At 42.1% G+C, this 22902-nt stretch carries 24 protein-coding genes; 4 read left to right on the forward strand and 20 right to left on the reverse strand.

All coding sequences use genetic code 11. The features are described 5' to 3' along the window. Window positions 1-75 precede the first annotated feature (75 nt). The 5 genes from parE to nudF all read right to left on the reverse strand — a co-directional run bounded on the left by parE (window position 76) and on the right by nudF (window position 4683). A complete protein-coding gene (parE, locus tag BM739_RS07195) occupies window positions 76-1962 on the reverse strand; it encodes a DNA topoisomerase IV subunit B (RefSeq protein ID WP_076539075.1) in 1887 nt (628 codons plus the stop codon). 56 nt (window positions 1963-2018) lie between these two features. Next, entirely contained in the window at window positions 2019-2594 is a 576-nt protein-coding gene (locus BM739_RS07200; protein WP_076539077.1) for a YqiA/YcfP family alpha/beta fold hydrolase, read from the reverse strand. A gap of 75 nt (window positions 2595-2669) precedes the next feature. Further along, a complete protein-coding gene (cpdA, locus tag BM739_RS07205; protein ID WP_076539079.1) occupies window positions 2670-3509 on the reverse strand; it encodes a 3',5'-cyclic-AMP phosphodiesterase in 840 nt (279 codons plus the stop codon). 39 nt (window positions 3510-3548) lie between these two features. Beyond that, entirely contained in the window at window positions 3549-3983 is a 435-nt protein-coding gene (locus BM739_RS07210; protein ID WP_076539081.1) for a DUF1249 domain-containing protein, read from the reverse strand. Window positions 3984-4062: 79 nt separating this feature from the next. Next, complete coding sequence (nudF, locus tag BM739_RS07215; RefSeq protein WP_076539083.1) at window positions 4063-4683, reverse strand: ADP-ribose diphosphatase; 621 nt, start codon at window positions 4681-4683, stop codon at window positions 4063-4065. Window positions 4684-5135: 452 nt separating this feature from the next. Here nudF and tolC point away from each other — a divergent pair, with 452 nt between their 5' ends. After that, a complete protein-coding gene (gene tolC, locus BM739_RS07220; protein WP_076539085.1) occupies window positions 5136-6443 on the forward strand; it encodes an outer membrane channel protein TolC in 1308 nt (435 codons plus the stop codon). A 101-nt stretch (window positions 6444-6544) separates the two neighbouring features. Here the strand turns inward: tolC and BM739_RS07225 are convergent, their stop codons facing one another. From BM739_RS07225 to BM739_RS07235, 3 genes are read right to left on the reverse strand one after another with little or no spacing between them, the layout of a single operon-like run. Beyond that, entirely contained in the window at window positions 6545-7282 is a 738-nt protein-coding gene (locus tag BM739_RS07225; protein WP_076539088.1) for a TIGR04219 family outer membrane beta-barrel protein, read from the reverse strand. 2 nt (window positions 7283-7284) lie between these two features. Beyond that, window positions 7285-8256: a DUF2333 family protein gene (locus BM739_RS07230; RefSeq protein WP_076539090.1), complete on the reverse strand. Its 972-nt coding sequence runs from the start codon at window positions 8254-8256 to the stop codon at window positions 7285-7287. Window positions 8257-8268: 12 nt separating this feature from the next. Next, window positions 8269-8754, reverse strand: coding sequence for a copper chaperone PCu(A)C (locus tag BM739_RS07235; protein WP_076539093.1), 486 nt, complete (start codon window positions 8752-8754; stop codon window positions 8269-8271). Between the two features lie 35 nt (window positions 8755-8789). On the opposite strand from BM739_RS07235, the gene BM739_RS07240 reads away from it, so the two are divergent. Beyond that, window positions 8790-9527, forward strand: a complete 738-nt coding sequence (locus BM739_RS07240; RefSeq protein ID WP_076539096.1) for an enoyl-CoA hydratase — start codon at window positions 8790-8792, stop codon at window positions 9525-9527. A 122-nt stretch (window positions 9528-9649) separates the two neighbouring features. Here BM739_RS07240 and BM739_RS07245 read toward each other — a convergent pair whose 3' ends face one another. The 7 genes from BM739_RS07245 to dnaB all read right to left on the reverse strand — a co-directional run bounded on the left by BM739_RS07245 (window position 9650) and on the right by dnaB (window position 17006). Beyond that, window positions 9650-9856, reverse strand: coding sequence for a PspC domain-containing protein (locus BM739_RS07245; protein ID WP_076539099.1), 207 nt, complete (start codon window positions 9854-9856; stop codon window positions 9650-9652). 179 nt (window positions 9857-10035) lie between these two features. Next, window positions 10036-10371 (reverse strand): hypothetical protein, encoded by a 336-nt coding sequence (locus BM739_RS07255; RefSeq protein ID WP_076539105.1) that lies wholly within the window; start codon window positions 10369-10371, stop codon window positions 10036-10038. Window positions 10372-10629: 258 nt separating this feature from the next. Next, the gene (dusA, locus tag BM739_RS07265) at window positions 10630-11640 is read right to left on the reverse strand and encodes a tRNA dihydrouridine(20/20a) synthase DusA (RefSeq protein WP_076539110.1); all 1011 of its coding nucleotides are present in this window, start codon (window positions 11638-11640) and stop codon (window positions 10630-10632) included. 468 nt (window positions 11641-12108) lie between these two features. Continuing rightward, window positions 12109-12630, reverse strand: coding sequence for a type II secretion system protein (locus tag BM739_RS07275; protein ID WP_076539115.1), 522 nt, complete (start codon window positions 12628-12630; stop codon window positions 12109-12111). Window positions 12631-12925: 295 nt separating this feature from the next. Next, window positions 12926-14308 carry a BamA/TamA family outer membrane protein gene (locus BM739_RS07280; RefSeq protein ID WP_083698092.1) on the reverse strand — a complete coding sequence of 461 codons (1383 nt, stop codon included), beginning with the start codon at window positions 14306-14308 and terminating at the stop codon, window positions 12926-12928. A gap of 69 nt (window positions 14309-14377) precedes the next feature. Next, window positions 14378-15469 carry an alanine racemase gene (gene alr, locus BM739_RS07285; RefSeq protein ID WP_076539118.1) on the reverse strand — a complete coding sequence of 364 codons (1092 nt, stop codon included), beginning with the start codon at window positions 15467-15469 and terminating at the stop codon, window positions 14378-14380. A 127-nt stretch (window positions 15470-15596) separates the two neighbouring features. Beyond that, window positions 15597-17006 (reverse strand): replicative DNA helicase, encoded by a 1410-nt coding sequence (gene dnaB, locus BM739_RS07290; RefSeq protein WP_076539121.1) that lies wholly within the window; start codon window positions 17004-17006, stop codon window positions 15597-15599. Between the two features lie 153 nt (window positions 17007-17159). Between dnaB and BM739_RS07295 the strand changes: the two genes are divergently transcribed. Further along, on the forward strand, window positions 17160-19358 hold the full coding sequence (locus tag BM739_RS07295; RefSeq protein WP_076539123.1) for a S46 family peptidase: 2199 nt from the start codon (window positions 17160-17162) through the stop codon (window positions 19356-19358). A 145-nt stretch (window positions 19359-19503) separates the two neighbouring features. On the opposite strand, the gene rplI is transcribed toward BM739_RS07295, so the two are convergent. From rplI to rpsF, 4 genes are read right to left on the reverse strand one after another with little or no spacing between them, the layout of a single operon-like run. Next, complete coding sequence (rplI, locus tag BM739_RS07300; protein WP_076539126.1) at window positions 19504-19956, reverse strand: 50S ribosomal protein L9; 453 nt, start codon at window positions 19954-19956, stop codon at window positions 19504-19506. Window positions 19957-19986: 30 nt separating this feature from the next. After that, window positions 19987-20214, reverse strand: a complete 228-nt coding sequence (rpsR, locus tag BM739_RS07305) for a 30S ribosomal protein S18 (RefSeq protein WP_055023454.1) — start codon at window positions 20212-20214, stop codon at window positions 19987-19989. Window positions 20215-20226: 12 nt separating this feature from the next. Continuing rightward, on the reverse strand, window positions 20227-20529 hold the full coding sequence (gene priB, locus BM739_RS07310; protein WP_076539129.1) for a primosomal replication protein N: 303 nt from the start codon (window positions 20527-20529) through the stop codon (window positions 20227-20229). A gap of 7 nt (window positions 20530-20536) precedes the next feature. Further along, the gene (gene rpsF / locus BM739_RS07315; RefSeq protein ID WP_076539132.1) at window positions 20537-20941 is read right to left on the reverse strand and encodes a 30S ribosomal protein S6; all 405 of its coding nucleotides are present in this window, start codon (window positions 20939-20941) and stop codon (window positions 20537-20539) included. A 386-nt stretch (window positions 20942-21327) separates the two neighbouring features. Here rpsF and BM739_RS07320 point away from each other — a divergent pair, with 386 nt between their 5' ends. Then, on the forward strand, window positions 21328-22050 hold the full coding sequence (locus tag BM739_RS07320; protein ID WP_139326838.1) for a YdiY family protein: 723 nt from the start codon (window positions 21328-21330) through the stop codon (window positions 22048-22050). Between the two features lie 104 nt (window positions 22051-22154). Here the strand turns inward: BM739_RS07320 and rlmB are convergent, their stop codons facing one another. Next, a complete protein-coding gene (gene rlmB, locus BM739_RS07325; RefSeq protein WP_076539137.1) occupies window positions 22155-22898 on the reverse strand; it encodes a 23S rRNA (guanosine(2251)-2'-O)-methyltransferase RlmB in 744 nt (247 codons plus the stop codon). Window positions 22899-22902 lie beyond the last annotated feature (4 nt).

Here is a 22902-nt window from a genome sequence, read left to right on the forward strand (position 1 = left end):
GCCTTCATTGTTGTTATAAGCAATTGTTATCAGCAATCGTTATGGGCAATTGTTATGGGCATAAAACTGAGTAAATTACAGCTGAGCTAGATCACCTTTAGACTCTAACCAAATTTTACGATCTGGCGAGCGCTTTTTCGCAAGTAACATATCCATGAGTGCTACTGTGTCCTCATTATCATCAATGGTTAATTGCACCAAACGGCGGGTATTAGGATCCATTGTGGTCTCTCGCAGTTGCAAGGGGTTCATCTCACCTAGACCTTTGAAACGAGTCACTTGCACTTTGCCTTTTTTCTTTTCTGCCACAATTCGGTCTAATATACCGTTTTTTTCATCTTCATCTAAAGCATAAAAAACTTCTTTGCCTAAATCGATACGAAACAGCGGTGGCATAGCAATATACACATGGCCTTTCTCGACCAACACCCGATAATGCTTCATAAATAAAGCACATAATAGGGTCGCAATATGCAGACCGTCGGAGTCGGCATCAGCAAGAATACAAATTTTGCCATAGCGTAACTCTGAAATATCAGCACTGTCTGGATCGCAGCCTATGGCCACTGAGATATCATGTACTTCTTGCGAGGCTAATACCTGTGACGCGTCCACTTCCCAAGTATTTAAAATCTTACCTCTAAGGGGCATAATCGCTTGAAACTCACGATCGCGCGCCTGTTTAGCACTACCACCAGCAGAGTCACCCTCCACTAAAAATAGCTCACCGCGCATTGGGTCTTGGCCACTACAATCAGTTAATTTACCCGGTAAAGCCGGCCCTGAAGTGACTTTTTTACGGGCTACTTTTTTAGCCGCTTTTAAGCGTTTTTGAGCATTGTTAATACAAAGCTCAGCTAATTGCTCAGCTTGCTCGGTATTGGAGTTAAGCCATAGCGAGAAAGCATCACGAACAATACCAGAAACAAACGCTGAGCTTTGACGGCTTGAGAGTTTCTCTTTGGTTTGACCAGAAAATTGTGGGTCCTGCATTTTGATAGATAAAATAAATGAGGCTTTATCCCAAATATCTTCAGGTGAGAGTTTAATGCCTCGAGGCACCAGATTACGAAACTCACAGAACTCACGCATCGACTCCAATAAGCCTTGTCTGAAACCATTAACGTGAGTCCCGCCAAGTGGCGTAGGGATCAAGTTAACGTAACTTTCATACAAACTATCACCGCCTTCAGGCAGCCAAGTAATAGCCCACTCTGCTGCGTCCATTTTACCGGCAAAACTACCAATGAACGGCTCTTCAGGTAACAAGACCGAATCTTTTACCGCTTCTTTTAAGTAATCCGTTAAGCCACTTTCGTAAAACCACTCATGTACTTCACCATTTTGCTTATTGCTAAACTTAATCCGTAAACCGGGGCAAAGCACAGCTTTGGCCCGCAATAAATAAAGCAGCTTAGTAAGCGAGAAGTTACCTGAGTCAAAATAGCTGGCATCTGGCCAAAAATGAACTCGGGTACCGGTATTACGTCGGCCACAGGTGCCAGTAACACGTAAGTCTTCGACCTTGTCACCGTTTTCAAAGGCCATATCATACACTTGAGCGTCACGACGAACGGTAATTTCAACCCGAGTCGATAAGGCATTTACCACCGAAATACCGACCCCGTGCAAACCACCAGAGAATTGGTAATTTTTATTCGAGAACTTACCACCGGCGTGCAATTTGGTGAGGATCAATTCAACCCCAGGAATACCTTCTTCAGGGTGAATATCCACAGGCATACCACGACCATCATCAGTGACTTCCAATGAATTATCGGCGTGCAATACCACTTCAATTTTTGAGGCGTGACCGGCGAGCGCTTCATCGACACTGTTGTCGATAACTTCTTGACCTAAATGATTCGGTCTGGTGGTGTCGGTGTACATACCAGGACGGCGTTTAACAGGGTCGAGTCCATTAAGAACCTCGATAGCGTCAGAAGTATATTGATTGCTCATAGTCCACACATTTGGTCAATTATTGGCCCAACATTACAGGCCGAAAAGAATACTTGTTATTTAATTTGTAAAAAATCACATATCTTATCTAGCTGATTTTTATAGCCAATAAAACTGTGGTCACCGTTGGCTTCTAAATGAAGCTGACAACAATGATATTTCGATAATGCTTGACGATAATCTAACACTTCATCGCCAGTTTGCAAAAAAACTAAAAATCTATCTGGGCGACGAATGACTTCAGTATTATATTCAGCAACATCAAGTTTATGTTGCGGTAATACTTGGTAATGTTCATCGGTATAGGGATTATATTGCGGCCCTAAAAACGCATCAAACAACTCAAAGGGTTTTACTGCAGGGTTTATTAACACTGCTTTACCGCCGTATTGTTCAGCTAAATAGCTAGCAAAGTACCCACCTAAAGACGATCCAATGTAGGTTAACGGTTCACCTTTGGCTTTCGCTTGTTCCACAATACCACATAACAAGGTCATCGCCGCTTTAGGTGATGAAGGAAGTTGAGGTTGGTGAAAAGGGTAATCCGGAAAACGCTGTTTTATATAGTCAGCCGTTTCCTTGGCTTTATCTGAAAGAGGTGAACTATTAAATCCATGTATATAGAGCAGCATATTTCCTCTCGCTAAGGTGATATTGAAATTCCAACAGCAGAATGAATATCAAGCTAACCAATAACGAAAAAGCGTCTAATAACCGCTCGCATCATTATCTGGAGAGAAGTTTTCGCCAGGCACCCGATAAACATTAGTATGAATGCTACCATTGCTAGCTAGCTCCAGCAAACGATAGCCGGGTTGAAGTCCATCTAGGGCAAAATAAGAAGATTTTGGCTTAAATTGTATACAAGTTGACGGGGTCGCCATTAAGTGAATAGCCCCATTGGCGCCTTGGTATTCACTATCAATAGCTTGATGCACATGGCCCCATAGCGCGGCTTTCACTTGAGGGTATTCCCCCATGCGCTGTAAAAAGTTATCGCCATTAATCATGCAATGCTGATCAAGCCAGCTGCACTGCACTAAAATCGGATTATGGTGCATAACCAGTAACACGTGCTTCTCAGGATCTGCTTTGATAGCGGCATCAATCAATTTAAATTGATCTTCAGCCATAAAGCCACCCGGTTTACCGCGCACTGTTGAGTCCAACATCAATATTTGCCAGTTACCAATGATAATGCGCTGCTGACCAAACAATTGTTTGCCCTGCATATGCAAGCTCATCAAGCGTGGGTCATCATGATTACCCGGTAAATAATGACAAGGCATATCGAGTTTTGTGACTGCATTTGAAAAATGCTGATATGACTGAGGAGAGTAGTCTTGGCTAATATCGCCAGAGGCCAACATGATGTCAGCTTGCTGATCTGATGCTAAAAAAGTGTCTAGTACAGCCTGAAAACTGGCAGCCGTATTCACCCCTAAAAGCTGCGCTTCTGGATCGGCAAATAGATGTGGATCAGTGACTTGAATCAGCCTGACGACATCCGTTTCAGCGATGGGGTAACTCACTGGCTCTTTTAGCACTAATTAATCCTAGGAATAAATTAATTCAATGTTGTAGAACTATGTCGAACACAGATGCTGGGGACGGCATCCGATCTTAAGTAGCTCTTCCAGAAATGCATTAACTTGATACTTTTCATCCGTTTGATGCATATGTACATTTGGATAATCATACACTGCTTTTAATCGGTAAATCTGTTGACTAGTTAACACTTCTGCTAATTGAGCATCATGATAAACTCGCACACACGCTTTAGGTGTGGTAAGGAAATCTCCCAAAGGAAAATGCCGCTTTATTTCAATTAGTTGCGTATATTTAGTATTTTCAATAATAGTCACATCTAATAGCCCCAATTGACCTTCGACAGTCCAAGACTCATTAATTGCCCCATCTTCAGGCAACCATTTTAAAATGAGCGCATAATTACGGCCACACAATGCTAAAAAAGCACTCACGTTTGGCTGATACTTATTTTTGGTTACTTGCTGACTCAATTCAAACCTCTTTAACTAGCTTTACACAACAGCATTAATACTGATGATAAGTCGCTCAATCTGTGCGTTAGTTGAGCTGCTATAACTTCACTTTGTTTAAGTTTAATGCCAACCATTGTAGACCAAGCACGGTAGAAGCATTATCAATACGCCCGCTATTAACCATCTCCATGGCGATATCAAAATCGACCACATGCACTTTTATATCTTCATGCTCATATTCAAGACCGTGTATACCTTGCGCTTTACTGGCATCAACGTTGGCCCAATAAAAATAAAACCGCTCAGATGAACCACCTGGTGTCGCAAGAAAGCTATTAACAAAATGCATTTCAGTGGCACTAAGTCCTGTCTCTTCCATTAATTCTCTATGGGCAACCTCTTCAGCCACCTCATCGGCGGCGATCATACCTGCAACCAATTCAAGTAGCCAAATAGAATTAGTGGTCGCTATAGCGGGTAAGCGAATTTGTTCAATAAGTACCACTTGATGAGTCCTAGGATCATAAGGTAGCACCACAACGGCATGACCTCTTTCAAAGACTTCGCGAGAAACAACGTCACTCCAACCGCCGTCAAAGAGTCTATGCTTAAATTGATATTCATCTAATTTAAAAAAACCCTTAAAAACAGTTTGCTTAGAGATAATCACCACGTCATCTTTAGCGTTGAATTGTGCATTTATGCCATTATTTTTCATATTTTTCCCTTACAACTTGTAAGCCCTTTAAAATATTTCATACACTATTATATGGAGGTTCTCATTAGGCTGAGGATTTTAATAAAGTCTGTTACAACTTGAAAGTTGATATTTGCTTTAGAAATGATAACCTTTTTCACTGTACACAGCAGAGTCTGTTGATCTTTCATGGTTATTTTTACAGCAGCAGCTAAAATTTACCAAGGTATATGAGTAATAAATGTAACATTGCATTTTCTCATACCCATAAATGCAATGTCAGTGGCAACAAATGTCACTAAAACACTGTAGAATTTAACCGAGAAAGATGAACAGATCCTCGCGCCATAGCGAAAACACAGTCGTTTAGCCTAGTTCGATAGTGCAAGATGATAATTGCTTAATTGTGTGTTCAGTAAATACCAAAATTATTTATCCTCCATTGATGGAGATATTGTCTAAAAGGGCAGCAAATGAAATTTAAAATAAGTTCTATATACGCAGCGCTAACAATAGCAGTTGCTGCACCTGCGGCAAATGCTGATGATTTATTACAAATTTATCAACAAGCACTCACTAGTGACACTGTTGTGCTGCAAGCACAAGCGCAACGTGATGCATTATACGAAAGCATTGAAGAAAACCGTGCACCTTTACTGCCTACTATTAGTGCCAATGTGGGCTACGCTAAAGCATGGAATAAAAATGAAGGCGAGTCGACTAATATGCCAGATGGCTTTACTGGTGGCATCAGCTTAAACCAAGTGATTTATGATCACAGCGCTTGGGTCGGTTTAGACCTAGCTGAAATGGCAGCATCACAAGCTGACTCAGCTTATGCATCGACGTTACAAGCATTAATTATCCGTGTAACTGATGCATACTTTGCAGTATTAACCGCAAAAGATAACTTTGAATTCCAAGGTGCTGAAAAACGCGCTATTGAGCGTCAATTAGAGCAGACAAAACAACGTTTTGCTGTCGGCCTTACCGCGATTACCGATGTACATGAAGCTCAAGCACAATACGATTTAGCCTCAGCAACTGAAATTCTTGCCGAAAATACACTGGCAAACAGTTACGAAGCACTTCGTGAAATCACAGGTATTGACCACAAGACAATTAATATCTTAGATACTACCCGCTTCTCAGCAGGCGCGACCTCGCCAACATCTTCATCAGAATGGTTAAAAATTGCAGAAACCAACAGTATTGATTTAATGACCCAACGTATTGGCCGTGATATTGCCAGTGAAACCATTAGCCTTTTTAAAGCGGGTCATATGCCATCGCTAAACTTGGGCGCTGGTTACACTAAAGGCTTTGATCAAAACCCTGGTCTTGATTACGACAATGCCAACATTGGTATTACCTTAAGCGTACCGATTTTTGAAGGTTTCAAGGTTACCTCGCAAGTTAGACAGGCTCAATATCAATATGTTGAAGCAAGTGAGCGACTTGAACAAACTCACCGTAGTGTGGTTAAAAATGTGCGCAATAACTTTAACAATGTCGGCGCATCAATCAGCTCTATCCGCGCTTACGAGCAATCTGTTATATCTTCAGAAAGTGCTTTAAAAGCAACCCAAGCAGGTTTTGAAGTGGGCACGCGTACTATTGTTGATGTATTAAACCGTACTCGTGATTTATACGATTCAAAGCGTCAACTGTCTGATGCACGTTACGGCTATATCACTTCAATCCTTGCTCTTAAACAAGCTGCGGGTACTTTGAACGAAGACGATATCATCTCAATTAACAATGGCCTTATTTCAGAATAACCTTTTTACTGAGTTAGCCCTATTGCTAATGCCTTATCCAGGCAACAAAAAACCGCCAAATGGCGGTTTTTTATTGGGCATTTATAACGCTTATTCAGTCTTTAGAATGTCAGTTCAACACCGGCAAAGGCACCTTTAAATGACATATTCTGAGTTGTGCGTGAAAAGTCATCGACATCAAATTTGAACTCGCGGTAACCCACTCGGATTGCCGTGTCTAAAGCAACACCATCAAATTTCCAACCGAGTCCTGCGTTATAGTCATAAACATTTGACTCGTCAATGCCTAGCATGACATCAGCAAATGCATATAAACCCAGCCCTGGCACACCGACTTCAGCACTGCCGTAAAGCATAACAATACCGCTATCAACATCGACTTCTTCAGGGTGACCAGCATCTTGGACACGTAAAGAACCATGCATTTGCTTATAAGCCGCACCTAAATCTAATGCCACTAAGTCATTATCTAAAATTTCGTAATAAAGTACGAAATCAGTATTGCTTAAGTCATTATATGCCGTGGTCGCGCCATTAAAATCATGATCATTAAAGAGAAAGTCCGAGTTAGCTTGCTTGCCTTTACCTTCTAAACGATTTTCACGAATTTTAACGTTAGGCACTAACGGAATTGGATGCTCAAAGGCAATCCATACACTGCCCTGTGCGTCAGAGTCATAGTTGTAAGTTTGGCCGACGCCGTCGTCACTGTTAAATGAACCACTGGTATCAGCTTGCCAATAATCGCCACCGACTTTGAAACCAAGCACGGTTGCAGCTTGCGCTGAAGAAATGCTTAATAACCCCAATAAACTGGTGGCAAGAAGTGTCTTTTTCATCATTATCCCTGAGAGAGTAAGTTAGTTAAATCAATTACCGCAGCGTTCGCGCGGGAAATATAGTTAGCCATGACCAATGAATGATTGGCGACTAAACCAAAACCATTTCCGTTTAGCACCATAGGGCTCCAAACAGTCTGCTGAGTGGCTTCAAGTTCACGAATAATTTGTCGTAAACTCACCTCAGCATTTTTCTTTTCTAATACATCAGCAAAATCAACTTCAATTGCCTTCATGAAATTAAGTAAAGCCCAAGCACTACCTCGGCTTTCATAAAGCACATCATCAATTTTCCACCAGCTAGTTTTAATCTCTGAACTGGCAAATGATGGCGTTGATTGTCTTGCGGTAGAATCACCCGCTAAATCAGTATTTAAACGCTCTTGTCCAACACTGGCTGAAAGCCGTTGTGACATGCTACCTAAGCGCTTTTGAACTTCTTTAAGCCATTCATTAAGGTTATCTGCACGGGCATAAAACTGGGCATTACTGTTTTCAGTATCACTGATTTTAGCGCGGTAAAGTTTCAATAGTTTAATCGCTTCACGGTACTCACCTTCAGCGCTTGGCACCAGCCAACTGGTATGCTCAATATTCAGTTTTGATTGCGCTGCCAATAAGTCAGTATCAGCTGTTGATTGAGATTGCGATCGGCTAAATTCTTTACGCATAATCAAGGCTAAATCACGAGACTGCTCTAATGCACCAAATTCAAATGCAGGCATGTTATCCATCATCACTGATGGCGGCATAATATCATTGGAAAGCCAGCCACCTGGTTTGTCTAATAAGCTTTCGAGAGTATCAATCAGTGAAGAGGTCGTCGCGTAGCCAATAACTTGCTCGCCACGATCATTTTGTAGCGTTTCAGGCTCTAGGATATCTGGTTCAATGCTCCACCAAACCGTAATGGCATAGCCTATTAATAGGATAATCCCTATGACACTAAAAATTTTATTCCTTGTGATTTGCATCAATACTACTCCTTAATGATGATGGTGATGATGGCTTTCTTGTTGGTCAGTACTCGCCTTTTTATCAACCATTAATTCAATATTTAACTGCTGCCCATCTGCAAAAGTTAATGTTAATGGCACTTTATCACCGACAGTTAATGGCTTAACCAACGATAACAGCATAATGTGATCACCTGATGGTTGCAGCGTTAAGCTGCCATGTGATTCTATATCAAAGCCTTCAACTTGACGCATTTTCACAATGCCATTTTCTTCAATTAGGGTATGTAATTGGGCTTCTTTTGCCACTGGCGTAGTCACAGAGACTAATGTAGCAGTGTTATCTGAATGGTTCATTAAAGTGAGGTAAGCGGCTGTGTTAGGCACACTGGCTGGCATGGCTCTAACATGACCTTCTGAAAGCATAATGCCCGCAGTGGCCGTAACAGAAAATGTGGTTAAAACTAAAAAACTAAACAGCTGTTTGAATATCGATTTCAATGTCTTAAACTCCATGTACACCCTAGACGCGCCCCGAAGGAAAACAACCTATGAGTCAGATTCAGATAAAAGATGATCAAGGCGTACGCATTATCAGTTTTAATCGTCCCGAAAAACGAAATGCCTTTAATCTTAAAATGTACCAACAACTTACAGAATACCTGATCCAAGGTGAGCTCGACAATGCTATTCGTGCCTTTATATTAAGAGGCGAAGGTAATTGCTTTACCTCGGGTAATGATATTAGCGATTTCCTCGGTAGCGGTGAATTAAACGAAACCCACCCAACTGTGCAATTTTTGCATTGTATCCTTGAGATAAAAAAACCACTGCTAGCCGCAGTATCGGGCGCTGCTGTGGGTATTGGTACCACTTTATTACTTCACTGTGATTTAGTGTATGCGGACAATACAGCTAAATTTCAGTTACCTTTTGTCAATCTCGCATTAGTTCCTGAAGCGGCATCGAGCTTGTTACTTCCCCTTATTGTTGGGCAACAAAAAGCGGCTGAACTTATTTTATTGGGTGAAAGCTTCACTGCCAGCATCGCAAAAGAATTAAATATTATCAACCAAGTGGTTGAGCAATCACAATTAGATGATTTTGTATTATCACAAGCAAAGAAATTAGCTGCTCAGCCACCGTTGGCGCTGCAGGCATCTAAACAGTTATTAAGGCATAACCAAGCTGAAGTGAAACAGCAAATGCTTAAAGAGTTAGTGTTGTTTAGTGAAAGACTAAAAAGTGATGAGGCCAAAGCTCGGTTTCAAGCTTTTTTAACGAAGTAGTCTCTGGTTTAAGCATTGATATCATTTGCGCTGGGATAAACCAGCAAAATAGTCATTTAACACTGAAGTATGAATGATAATGCTGAACTAATCTTGAACTACAGCAGCGTTCATACTTCAGTTTAATATCTGGATTTTTTCTGGGTCATGATAATGGCAGTAACAAAGTAACCAATGAGTCCGATGCTAGGGCTCATTAAAATTGCCACTAGGGTTAACACTCGCGTCCATAATACTGACCAGCCAAATTGTTTTGCTAATCCGTGTGATGCGCCACATATCAAGCTGTCATCGGTTGTTAACCATTTTTCTATGTCTGTTAAGTTCATTGTTGTTCTCCTGCGATCTCCATTGAAGCCAGTTCAGCAGACATTGCCTTGACACTATTAAATTGGTACCACTGCAACCCACATATCATTATCGAGCATGCGATAAAGCTAAAAACAGGAAGCAGTAGTAAAGACGTTAACGGATCTGCTAAATGAAATATCATCATTAAATCCATAAATCAGTCCTCATTGCTTGCTAAAGCAGTGTCTGATTGTGTTGCTATTACATCGTCAGTCATTTCAAGCGAGCTGTTTAACTCAAAAACTTGTTCAGCTATTTGGCTATGTAAACTCAAGCTAATTTCTTGTCTGGCTGTTTGTAGCATTTCAGTGGTTGCATCAGTCAAACGAGCTTCTAATACCTCTACCATGTCAGTACTATTTAGTTCATTTGCTTGAGCACCAATACTTGCAGTAGCGATAACAGCAATTAATGCCAGTTTCTTAAACATGTGATTGGTTGTTGTAGATGATGAACTAACCACTGAATTTTCATTTGATGTTGAGTTAAACATGATGTTTTCCTTTTCTAATGTTGGGTACACCATGGTTATTACAAGCTACGTGCCAAGTTTGAAAAAACAACATAAACAACTGATTAATAGTAGTTATATTAACTTTAAACAAAAACAGGCTCACAAAAGGCACGGAGCAACAATTAAACAATTAGTCATTTTCACCATCCTGATAGTGAATTTAGCTAATACTTAATTAGCTAAGCTACAGGCATAAAAAAAGCGCCTCAATGAGGCGCTATTTTAACGAATAAAGACTTAATCATTACTCATGTTATTAGGGTAGAAAGTCACATCCGCAGGCGGCCTGCTTTGATGCATTTTTTCAACCGCATCCCAAATAACCTCAACACCCGCCCCCGGCTTATGGGCGTTTTCACTTAGGTATCTTCGCCAGCCCCTTGAGCCAGGTAACCCTTGAAATAAGCCAATCATGTGACGAGTAATGTGATTTAAACGCCCGCCTGACTGTAAATGCTGCTCAATGTAAGGCACCATTTGTTCAATCACTTGCTCACGAGTTAACACCGCTTTGTCGTCACCGTAAATACGTTGATCCACTTCAGCTAATATATAAGGATTTTGATACGCCTCACGGCCAATCATGACCCCATCTAGTTGCTGTAAATGCACCAATGAATCTTCAATGGTTTTAACGCCGCCATTAATACTGATATTTAAATCAGCATAATCACGCTTTAATTGATACACCCGCTCATAGTTAAGCTCTGGAATTTCACGATTTTCTTTCGGACTTAACCCTTGTAACCACGCTTTTCTGGCATGGACAATAAAGGTATCGCAACCTGTAGCTTTAACCGTATCAACAAAATCGGTGAGAAATTCATAACTGTCTTGCTCATCGATACCAATACGGGTTTTAACCGTCACAGGGATATCAGCAACTTGCTTCATAGCATCAACACATTCTGCCACTAGCTTGGGTTCAGCCATCAAACAAGCGCCAAACCGACCGCTTTGAACTCTATCTGATGGACAACCTACATTTAAATTGATTTCATCATAACCGCGTTCAAAAGCCAGTTTGGCACAGGTGGCTAAATCTTTAGGGTTAGACCCACCAAGCTGCAAAGCAAGCGGATGCTCTTCTTGGTTATAGGCTAAATAATCAGCCTGGCCATGAATGATCGCCCCTGTCGTCACCATCTCGGTATAAAGCACAGTATGTGCAGACATCAGGCGCGCAAAGTAGCGGTAATGTCTGTCGGTCCAATCAAGCATTGGAGCGATTGAAATCGAGCGGTCCATCTTGTTATTAATCAACTTTGTAAAACCTTATTATTAATCAGTAGTTTGCACTAGCTCAATTCGATTATCACCAGCATGTGAAAACGTGTTTTTTAACGTATTCCACCCTTTTAGTCCTTCTCGGGGGAACTGCTGGAGTATGCGTAATGGCAAATTATACCATCAATAAACGCACAAGAAAAAACGATACTGTGTATTGTTTAAAAGTCAGGGGGACAATGAAAGAAGTGCTTGAGGAATTAATTGCTCTACTCATTGAGAAAGATAGGTCTAAGCAAATAATAAACCTTAAGTTATTGCTTCACACAAGGTCGTTGCTATTAAACAAAGTGCGCTGATACCCATGAGGAGGATGATGGAGAGTTATATCGATTTCAGCGACATCGTTAACTTTAGCTTAGCTAAGATACATTATCTCTAGCTCGTGATGTCCATTGAGGTGAGGAATAAAAGGCGAAGTGGGGTAACTTAACAACCATCTGTTTCAATCGAAACGGCTTCTGTTGCACTGGTATGAAGGTATTCGGTGTAGCATTGATCGGCTAATAAATTTCCGCTGCCATAACCTATTCTCGAAAAGCCATTATCTTCATAGGCATTTAAATCACCATAATTGGCAGTTCTCGTTGAGTTGTTTTTGACTATATTGCTGGGCGTGCCGAAGTCTAAGAATGTCTCGATAAAATACAAGTAAGGGTTGGTGGCTTCGCTTCGAGTTTCTGGGTAGCCTCGATAAAACTGATAATTACCGTATTGTGTTTCAACGTTGACGTTATCGCCCAATTTGTTATCGATTTGAGCTTTCAAATGGATCATTTCTAACGCCTCTTTAATACTACCATGAGCGCCTTGAACCACAGCGATTTTTGCATCTCGATTGATATCTATAAATTTGGGCGCTGCGATGACCGCTAATACACCTAAAATGATGATGACTACAACTAACTCAATTAATGTAAAACCATCGGTGCGATTCGTCCCTAAATGCATATGTAACAATCCTTTGTTTAAGAAAGTTTATTCTTTAAATCTTCATTAATACCAAGCAAAATTACTACACATCAATGAGCAATGATGTGCACAGCAATAAAATTTCAGCGCTAGGTGAACAAAATTTTAATGGAAGACTTTTATCTGCAGTGGCTCACATCATTCCTTTGTTAGTTCAAAAATACACCAAGAATTTGAATTTATCTAGCTTAGCCATCTCGTACTCGTAATAAATGAACGATTAAACGAAAACACCATTAATGAAGCTAAGCTGTAATCGTTACCCACATTAAAGCTAAAACGCTTGATTAACCATAACCCAAAACTGGCTTTCATCACCGCCGGCAACAAAGTCGGTTCTTATCACTATGCCTTCAACCTCAAAACGTATGCCTGCGCCGTAGTTGGTTTTCATGTCATCATGCAGAGCAGTTAACTCAAACTCATTAGTGACATTGCCAGCTTCGGCAAATAATACCCACTGCCACCAAGGAATGTTATATAGATTAAACACAGGTAGTGATTGCAGTGGTTGCCATTGAGGCGTAACCCGATACTCAAGAGCATAATTGACTGCGCTGCGACCAGTAAACTGCTTTGAAGAGTAACCTCGCAAACGCTCAAAGCCACCCAATGACACCCCGGCAAAACTAGGAGGTCGCTGAAGTTGTTGGTTATGGTGCTTGTCCCAGCTTGGGGTATCGGCTAAGTAGATATTGGCCCCCAGCACTTGTTGCTCAAACCAACGATTACTGCCAAAGGACATAAATGCGCTTTGTTCGAACTCCCACATCAACCAACTTGGATTATCATCGACACTAAAGCCTTTGGTGATAGTTAGATTGGTTTGCCCGCCCTCGGTACTATTTAGTTTGGCATCGCGGTTATCCCAGTTAACAGCCAGTTCAACACCGCGGGCTTCGTCAGCTAAATAGGCTAATGCTTCAAGCTCTCGGTACTTGCTAAACGGGGTTAAGCTGATAGAGCTAACACCTGACTCTAATGGGTTCCAGCTAATTGGTGTGGTGATTTTCCCAAGCGCGTTTTCTGCGCCATGCTTACCTCTGGCAATAGGTAATACATATTCCATAGTCAGCCTGTTAAAGCCTTCATCACCCACACTAATGACTCGACTGGTGTCATTGGATTTTGGCTGGTACAGGTCACTATTAGGCAAATAATATATCCCTTGCTCGTAATGACCACGAAACAATTCGGCACTAAATAACCATTGATCAAGCTGTGGCAGTTGATAATGATAAAAGCCTGCATAACTTAGCCAACTGTCATTGGCAGAGTATAAGCCAATGCCTAATGCTACGGCTTGGGGTTGACCGGCGTGCTTAACGACACCTGCGGCGCCGAATGTGGTGCTCAAGGTCTCTGTTGAAAAGACAATTGGCACTGCGACAAATTCTGGAGACAGCGCTTTTTCAGCGGGCGTTACCGCAGACGGCTTTTCAGCAGTATTTTGTTGCTCAGACTGTGGTTTTATCTCAGCAACAAGCTCAGTCTCTACAACCACTTCAGTATCAGGGCGATGACTCACTGCGGTTTTACTGGCTGTTACATATTCTGGATCATTTGAAATTACGGAATGAATAGCTTCAGACTGGGCGACACTGTCGATACTAAAAAATACGCAATAAATCATAACGACTGATTTATACAACTGCACTTAATGCTTCCTATCTATGACTAATTTAAGGTTCAAGCTCTAGGCTGTAAGCCATTAATTAAATTGAATTTAATCTTGTAAATCAACCACTACTCTTGGGGTCAGTTTGGTTACTAATTCATAAGCAATGGTGCCAATGTGCTCTGCCACTTCTTCTACAGCGAGGCCTTTACCCCACAGCTGCACTGAATCACCCACCTGATCATGCGCCTCAGCACCTAGATCCACGGTTAACATGTCCATAGAGACTCGACCAACAATGGGCACTCTGCGGCCATTAAGCAACACGGGGGTGCCTTCAGGGGCATTGCGCGGATAACCATCGCCATAACCTATGGCAACCACGCCTAAACGAGTGTCTTGCTTAGCAGTCCAATAAGCACCATAGCCAACACTTTGTCCGGCTTTATGCTCACGTACTGCAATAAGGTTTGACACTAATTCCATTGCGGGAACGAGTCCATGATGAACACCTTTATCACCCAGTACAGGCGATACCCCATAGAGTGCGATGCCCGGCCTTATCCAGTCGCACTGGCTTTGAGGCCAAAATAACGTAGCGGCAGAATTAGCTAGCGTTCGATCGCCTGGTAAGTTTTTAATTAACTGCTGAAAAGCATCGATTTGCACTTGGGTTAATGGGTTGTCAGGCTCATCTGCACAAGCGAAATGGGTCATTAAATGAATAGGTTTGGCAACTTGTGGGCAAGCCATTAAGCGTTGATAAACAGTATTAAATTGCTCAATACCAAAGCCTAAACGATGCATGCCAGTATCAATTTTAAGCCAGACGGTAATGGGCGCCGTAAGCGACGATTGCTCTAACATCACCAATTGTGACTCATGATGCACGACGGTATCAATTTTATGCTCAACTAATGTGGGTAAGTCAGATTGACGAAAGCAGCCTTCAAGCAACAGTAGCTTAGCGTTAACACCGCCTTGGCGTAATTCAAGAGCTTCTTCAAGTCGCGCCAGTCCAAATCCATCGGCGCAGTCCATACAGTCAGCGACAGATTCGGCCACATTGAGTAAACCATGGCCATAACCATTGGCTTTAACCACAGCCATGACTTTACTGTTGGGCGCAATTTCACGCAGCCTTGCAAGGTTAGCTTGCAGGGCTTTACGACTAATTTCAGCACGGGGAAATGGTTTCAAATAACTGACCTTACTGATTGCTTCATTCAAATAACTGAGCAACACAACACTAAAAAATGAGCCTCTGCGTTAAAGCAGAGGCTTTTCGGTACGACTAACGCAAAGACTAAATACCTATCTGATGAGATTAATCTTCATCAAAGACTTGTGCGCCAGAATAATTATCAAAACGCGAGAACTGGCCTTGGAACGCCAGCGGCACGCGACCAATTGGGCCGTTACGTTGCTTACCAATAATAATTTCTGCGACACCTTTTTGTTCTGAATCATCGTTATACACTTCATCACGATAAATAAACATGATCAAATCCGCATCTTGCTCAATTGAACCTGATTCACGTAAGTCAGAGTTAACTGGGCGCTTATCAGCACGTTGCTCCAACGAGCGGTTAAGCTGTGATAACGCAATGACCGGGATCTCTAGTTCTTTGGCTAACGATTTAAGTGAGCGCGAGATCTCAGCAATTTCTAAGGTACGGTTATCTTTTAATGAAGGCACCTGCATTAACTGCAAGTAATCAATCATGATCATTGATAAGCCGCCATATTCACGCGCAATACGACGGGCACGACTTCGCACTTCTGTCGGCGTTAAGCCTGAACCGTCATCGATATACATTTTACCTTGCTCGAGCATAATCCCCATGGTTGAGGAAACGCGCGCCCAATCTTCATCATCTAACTGACCGGTACGGATTTTAGTTTGATCAACGCGGCCAAGTGATGCCAGCATACGCATCATAATTTGTTCTGATGGCATCTCTAAACTGAAAATAAGCACAGGTTTATCTTCGTTCATGGCTGCTTGTTCACACAAGTTCATCGCAAAGGTGGTTTTACCCATTGAAGGACGCGCCGCCACAATAACAAGGTCACCCGATTGGAAGCCGGCGGTCATTTTATCAAGATCGGTAAAACCACTTGATACACCTGTCACACCGTTATGGGGGTTATTGTATAACTGCTCAATTTTGTCGACGGTTTTTTCAAGGATCGATTTAATCCCTTCAGGGCCTTCATTGGCATTAGCGCGCGACTCTGCAATTTTAAATACTTTGGTTTCGGCTAAATCCAGTAAATCACTGGAGTTACGACCCTCAGGGTTATAGCCTGCATCAGCAATTTCATGGGCAACACCAATCATGTCACGTACGACAGCGCGCTCACGTACAATGTCGGCATAAGATAAAATATTACCCGCACTCGGGGTATTTTTAGCAATTTCACCTAAATAGGCAAAGCCGCCAGCATCTTCTAATTGATCTTCAACTTCCAGGCGCTCTGATACTGTGATCAAATCAATCGGGTGACTGCTTTCAACCAAACGGCTCATCGCAGCATAAATCATCCGATGGGAGCGAGAATAAAAATCTTCGGGCACAAGCGCTTCAGCCACTCTATCCCAGGCCTCAGCATCAAGCATCAACCCACCAAGAACCGATTGCTCAGCTTCAATTGAATGCGGCGGTAATTTCAGCGCATCAACTTGAGCATCTTTGAACCTTTCTCTGGCTTTAAAAGGACCTTTCTGTGACATTCAAACTCCCAATTCCCAACCTGTTTGTAAATATGGTATAACACCGAGGTCATGCAAACATGTAGTACAATGATATCGCGTAACATTTATCCCAACACGGATAAACAATCATAATAAATAACAACAATAAATAATAAAAAATAAGGAAAGAACATGCGTTATGCACTCGTTGCAGCCCTTGTGCTGTCTTCTGGATTTGCCTATGCCGATGAAGGTCAGTGGCAACCCTATCAAATGCCTTCTATTGCAGATAAATTAGCACAACGCGGCATCGATATTCCTGCGAAACAGCTTGCAGATTTAACCCAGTATCCAATGAATGCGGTTGTGGGTCTGGGCTATTGTACCGCCAGTTTTGTCTCTCCCCAAGGCTTAGTTGTGACCAATCACCATTGTGCCTATCGAGCTATCCAATATAACAGCAAAACTGAGCATAATTACTTAGCTGACGGCTTTCTAGCTAATACTAAAAAAGAGGAGCCATCAGCAGGCCCTAATGAGCGATTATACATCACTGAGAAGGTAACGGATGTTACTTCTCAAGTGAATGCGAATTTAAGTCGCGACCCTCTTAGCCGTTATGAAGATATCCAATCAAACCGTAAAGCATTAATCAAAGACTGTGAAACCGACGAAAATTATCGTTGTTCAGTCAGCAGCTTTCATAATGGACTTGAGTATTACCTGATTAAACAACTCATTATTCGTGATGTTAGACTGGTATATGCTCCACCTGAAAGCGTAGGTGCTTTTGGCGGCGATATTGATAACTATGAATATCCACGCCACTCGGGCGATTTTACCTTCTTACGTGCCTATGTGGGCAAAGACGGCCAACCGGCAAGTTATGCTGAAGACAATGTGCCTTATGAGCCAAAAAGTTATCTTAAAATTAATGCCGATGGCGTTAAAGCCGGAGATGGCGTGTTTGCTGCAGGCTATCCGGGAGCGACCAGTCGTTACCGCCTAACCAGTGAATTAGAGTTTGCCAGTGATTGGATGTATCCAACCTATGCTAAGCGCTATCAACTGCAAATCGACACCATTAATCACATGGCTGCCGACAATAACGCCATTGCGATTAAATACGCCGGTAACCTTGCCTCTATGGCAAACAGAATGAAAAAGTTGAACGGGTTACTCGATGGTTTTAAAGCCACAGATATTGTCGGTATTAAGCAATCACGTGAAGATAACTTCTTAGCTTGGCTTAAAAAAGACGCCAATGCTAACCATCAATTGATTGGGGAGTTAGAAGCATTACTGGCTGAGCAAAATAACCTCATTCAAACTGACTATTATTTTAACAATGCCCAATCAAGTGCAATACTTGCCGCAGCGAAAAAGCTCTATCGTTTAGCCAAAGAAAAGCAATTACCCGATGCAGAGCGTGAGCAAGGTTTTCAGCAGCGTGATATGAAAATGTTTGCCGCTAACTTGAAACGCCTTGATAGAAGTTTTGATGCCAGTGTCGATAAAACCTTGTGGCTACAAGACTTGAACGCTTACATGGGGCAAAACCAGCGCGTTGAAATCCTTGATAACGCACTGAATAAAATCTCTGATGCTGAAGCTTTATCAGCAAAATTAGATGCCTATTACGCCTTAACCACCTTAATGGACAAAGAGCAGCGTTTAGCCTGGATGGACAAAGATGCCCAAGCCTTTGAAACCAGCTCAGATCCGTTTATTCGCTTAGCGGTAGCGCTGCACGACACCAACATGGCACAGGAAAAAGCTGAAAACACCTTAAAAGGTAAGTTATCAACCGCTCGACCTGAATACATGAAAGCCATCATCAGCTATTACAAAGCCAATGACTGGCCTGTTTACCCTGATGCGAATCGCACCTTACGGATCACCTACGGCATGGTCGATGGTTATCAGTCAGCTGATGCACTCTATAAGCAGCCTTTTACCCGTCTCGAAGGCATAGTGGCTAAACATACTGGAGAAGCGCCTTATAACGCGCCACAAAAGCTATTAGCGGCAATTAAAGCCAATGATAACGGTGAGCACTCTGTTGCATCGGTTTATCAAGATCCACGCTCATGGATTTGTCGTTTATTCTCTTGCCTTGATACACCAGAAGAATTTAACTCAGTGCCGGTTAACTTCTTATCCAGTGTTGACACTACAGGTGGTAACTCAGGTTCACCGGTATTTAACGGTAAAGGCGAGTTGGTTGGCCTTAACTTTGATTCAACTTACGAAGCGATTACTAAAGACTGGTTCTTTAACCCAACGATAACCCGCGCTGTACACGTAGATTTTCGTTACATCCTATGGATGATGGATAAAGTTGATAACGCCCAAAACTTGATTGATGAGTTAGAGCTAGTAAGAGATTAGAGTATCGCGCCCCAACTTGTGCCAACGAGCTTGGGGTGACTTTTACCCATCCCATGACAGGTACAGCTGAAGCTTTAAAATCCTAAATTTCAGACATAAAAAAACACCGCCAATTGGCGGTGTTTTTATTTAAATCAATGAGCTATTAATCTTCTGCAACAACAGAGATTTTAACTACTGATTTAACTTCAGTGTGAAGTTGAACTTCAACTTCAAAGTCACCTAGGTTGCGTAAAGCACCTAAAGGTAGACGTACTTCAGCTTTAGCTAGCTCAACGCCTGCTGCAGTAACTGCATCAGCGATGTCGCGGTTGCCCACTGAACCGAATAATTTACCTTCGTCACCAGCTTTAGAAGCGATAACAACTGACTCTAATGCAGCAAGCTTTTCAGCGCGAGCAGTACAAACACTTAATTCAGCAGCTAATTTAGCTTCTAATTCAGCGCGACGTGCTTCGAAAACTTTAACGTTTTCGTCATTAGCGATAACAGCTTTGCCTTGTGGCAAAAGGAAGTTACGAGCATAACCAGCTTTAACAGCAACTTGGTCACCTAAGTTGCCTAGGTTAGCGATTTTATCAAGCAGAATAACGTTCATTATCTAATTCCTCTGATTTAAATACTGCGATTACTGATGTAAATCAGTGTAAGGCAGTAGAGAAAGATAACGAGCACGCTTAATCGCGCGAGCTAGTTGGCGTTGATATTTAGCACTAGTACCAGTAATACGGCTAGGAACAATCTTACCGCTTTCAGTTACGTAGTTTTTTAAAGTAACGATATCTTTGTAATCAATTTCTGCAACACCTTCAGAGGTGAAACGACAGAACTTGCGACGACGGAAATAACGTGCCATGTTGACAGTCTCCTAAGTTTTCAATTCGACATTTTCGGCATGCAAAACCAATTTATTTTGGCCATTTCGCCCTTGTTGTAAAGAGATAAACCCTTCAACTTGGACCTGCACACCTGCTTTTAATTCTTCTGTTACGCTGTTAAAGCGCTTACCACTTAATATGACTTGGATCAGACAATAAACATTTCTCAACATTTGATCGTCATACCGCTGTGTTTTGTGTTCTAGCGTAATCACCTTATGGGGAATACCGCTGGGACTATCAAAACGCTTTGAACGAGTTATCGTTCCGGTCAACACTAAGTGATTAATCACAGACTAATTATTCAGCAGTTTCTTCAGCGCTTGCTTCAACTTCTTTTTCAGCAGCTGGTGCAGCAGTAGGAGCACGACGTGAATCACGCTCATCTTTTGCTTTAGCCATTGGAGAAGCTTCAGTAACAGCAGTTTTAGTGCGCATTACCATGTTACGCAGAACAGCGTCATTGAAACGGAAAGCTGTTTCTAACTCTTCGATAGACTCTGCAGTTGCTTCTACGTTCATAAGAACATAGTGAGCTTTATGTAGGTCTTGAATTGGGTAAGCCAATTGACGACGACCCCAATCTTCTAAACGGCTGATAGTACCGTTAGCATCAGTGATTACACTGCTGTAACGCTCGATCATACCTGGGACTTGTTCACTTTGATCTGGGTGAACCATAAATACGATTTCATAATGACGCATTTATTGCTCCTTACGGTTAATTAGCCTCACGTGTGGCTCAGTCAGACCAAGTTGGAGGCAAGGAACGGAATAAAATGACTGATTTAAGCGCGGGATAATACATAAAGCCCGCACAAAACTCAAGCAATACTTGTGTGGTGCATGCTTTATTACCTCTGACAGATTAACTCACTCCAGCAGGTATCAGCAGCAATGTGGGTAAATAATGAAAATACCCAGCGAAAAACAATAACCAGCGTGAAATTTAATTTGATATTGAATACACATATGAAGCCATTGAGCGCTTTGCAGCTACCGCGAATACAGGTATTATGGCGCTTCATCCGTATTTCAGGCGTTCCTAATAACTATATAGAAACAACGTAATGAAAAAAGTCTGTATCTTTATGTCTTCTCTAATCACAACGTCTTCAGCGTGGGCACTTGTTCCCCCAGACTATAAAGAGCCCCCTAGTGACTTTAAGGCTGAAATTGAAGCCGGTATGCAACTCAATACTGGTAATAACCAATCGCAAAACTTTAATGGCCGCACCTACTTAAATTACGATACTGAAAAAGCCCGTCAGGAATTTACCTTTAAGGTGTATTACGCCGCAGATAAAGACTCTACTACGGCTGAAAAGTATGATGTATTTGCCCAGTCGAGTTATAAGCTAGAAAGCGGCTATATTTTTGGCCGCGGTGAATTTACCTGGGATGATTTTGGTAGTTATACCAAACTGTCGACGGTTTCTACCGGTTATGGTTTTGATTTACTCTCAAACTATACCCAGAGCCTAAGCATAGAAGTCGGCCCCGGTTACCGTTATGACTTACCCAAAGCAACAGATACAGACTTAAACCCTGCAGCCAACCAAGACATCATTTTGCGTACCGCAGCCAAGTACAATGTGAAACTGCAAGAATATACTAGCCTCAATGCCGATTTGACCTCAGAAGTGGGTGAAGATAACAATACCTTGACCTTAGACGTCAGTTACAGAAATACCTTTTTACAGGACTGGGCCTTTAAACTCGGAGTGAACGTGAGATACACAGCGGTAGTACCTGAAGACAGTGTAAAAACCGATACCATTACCACATTTAACTTGCTATATACTTTCCAATAAATTGCAGCGCTGTTACAGCGGCCTGTAATGAGCCTTTTCAACATTCCAGATACACAAAACGGGCCCTAAGGCCCGTTTCACTATCTGCTGTACAGCTCAGTAAATTACTTCACTAAACGTTGACGCACAGCTTCAAACAAACAAATACCGGTCGCCACTGATACATTCAAGCTTGAAACACTGCCCGCCATCGGGATTGAAACAATTGAATCACAGCTTTCGCGGGTTAAACGGCGTAAACCTTTATCTTCTGCGCCCATCGCAATGGCTAAAGGCCCTTTTAAGTCTGCTTGGTATAACTCACAATCCGCTTCACCGGCTGCACCAATAATCCACACGCCTTTTTGCTGAATATGACGCATAGTACGGGCAAGGTTGGTAACTTGGAATAATGGAATCGTTTCAGCCGCGCCGCAAGCAACCTTGCTCACGATTGACGTCAGTCCCACCGAGTTATCTTTTGGTACGATAATCCCTTGCACACCGGCTGCATCGGCATTACGCAGGCAAGCGCCGAGGTTATGGGGATCGGTAACGCCATCAAGGATCAACAAAAATGGTTGTGCAGTTTTCGCAAGTAACGCATCTAAATCTGCCTCAGCAAGAATTTTTGCGGCTTTTACTCGTGCAACAATACCCTGATGCTGAGTGCTCGATGCTTTATCATCAAGTACTTTACGTCCTGAACTTTGTACAGACACACCAAACTCTGTCGCTTTTTTGATTAATGGCAATAAACGCTCATCATCACGACCTTGTAATACCCAAACTTCAATGACGCGTTCAGGTGAGTTGCTTAGCAAAGCTTCTACTGCGTGAATGCCAAAAATGATATCTTGTTTTTTCATTTAC

Origin of the sequence: Shewanella sp. UCD-KL21 (assembly GCF_001957135.1) — a bacterium.
Lineage (GTDB): Bacteria > Pseudomonadota > Gammaproteobacteria > Enterobacterales > Shewanellaceae > Shewanella.

Coding starts and splice junctions, on each gene's coding strand:
- nudF (WP_076539083.1), bottom strand. CDS start 4,683: ATGAAAAATAATGGCATAAATGCACAATTCAACGCTAAAGATGACGTG.
- dusA (WP_076539110.1), bottom strand. CDS start 11,640: ATGGACCGCTCGATTTCAATCGCTCCAATGCTTGATTGGACCGACAGA.
- BM739_RS07230 (WP_076539090.1), bottom strand. CDS start 8,256: ATGCAAATCACAAGGAATAAAATTTTTAGTGTCATAGGGATTATCCTA.
- parE (WP_076539075.1), bottom strand. CDS start 1,962: ATGAGCAATCAATATACTTCTGACGCTATCGAGGTTCTTAATGGACTC.
- BM739_RS07320 (WP_139326838.1), top strand. CDS start 21,328: ATGTCTTCTCTAATCACAACGTCTTCAGCGTGGGCACTTGTTCCCCCA.
- rlmB (WP_076539137.1), bottom strand. CDS start 22,898: ATGAAAAAACAAGATATCATTTTTGGCATTCACGCAGTAGAAGCTTTG.
- BM739_RS07245 (WP_076539099.1), bottom strand. CDS start 9,856: ATGAACTTAACAGACATAGAAAAATGGTTAACAACCGATGACAGCTTG.
- BM739_RS07275 (WP_076539115.1), bottom strand. CDS start 12,630: ATGCATTTAGGGACGAATCGCACCGATGGTTTTACATTAATTGAGTTA.
- tolC (WP_076539085.1), top strand. CDS start 5,136: ATGAAATTTAAAATAAGTTCTATATACGCAGCGCTAACAATAGCAGTT.
- BM739_RS07255 (WP_076539105.1), bottom strand. CDS start 10,371: ATGTTTAACTCAACATCAAATGAAAATTCAGTGGTTAGTTCATCATCT.
- BM739_RS07240 (WP_076539096.1), top strand. CDS start 8,790: ATGAGTCAGATTCAGATAAAAGATGATCAAGGCGTACGCATTATCAGT.
- BM739_RS07295 (WP_076539123.1), top strand. CDS start 17,160: ATGCGTTATGCACTCGTTGCAGCCCTTGTGCTGTCTTCTGGATTTGCC.
- rpsF (WP_076539132.1), bottom strand. CDS start 20,941: ATGCGTCATTATGAAATCGTATTTATGGTTCACCCAGATCAAAGTGAA.
- BM739_RS07235 (WP_076539093.1), bottom strand. CDS start 8,754: ATGGAGTTTAAGACATTGAAATCGATATTCAAACAGCTGTTTAGTTTT.
- dnaB (WP_076539121.1), bottom strand. CDS start 17,006: ATGTCACAGAAAGGTCCTTTTAAAGCCAGAGAAAGGTTCAAAGATGCT.
- BM739_RS07200 (WP_076539077.1), bottom strand. CDS start 2,594: ATGCTGCTCTATATACATGGATTTAATAGTTCACCTCTTTCAGATAAA.
- rplI (WP_076539126.1), bottom strand. CDS start 19,956: ATGAACGTTATTCTGCTTGATAAAATCGCTAACCTAGGCAACTTAGGT.
- rpsR (WP_055023454.1), bottom strand. CDS start 20,214: ATGGCACGTTATTTCCGTCGTCGCAAGTTCTGTCGTTTCACCTCTGAA.
- BM739_RS07225 (WP_076539088.1), bottom strand. CDS start 7,282: ATGAAAAAGACACTTCTTGCCACCAGTTTATTGGGGTTATTAAGCATT.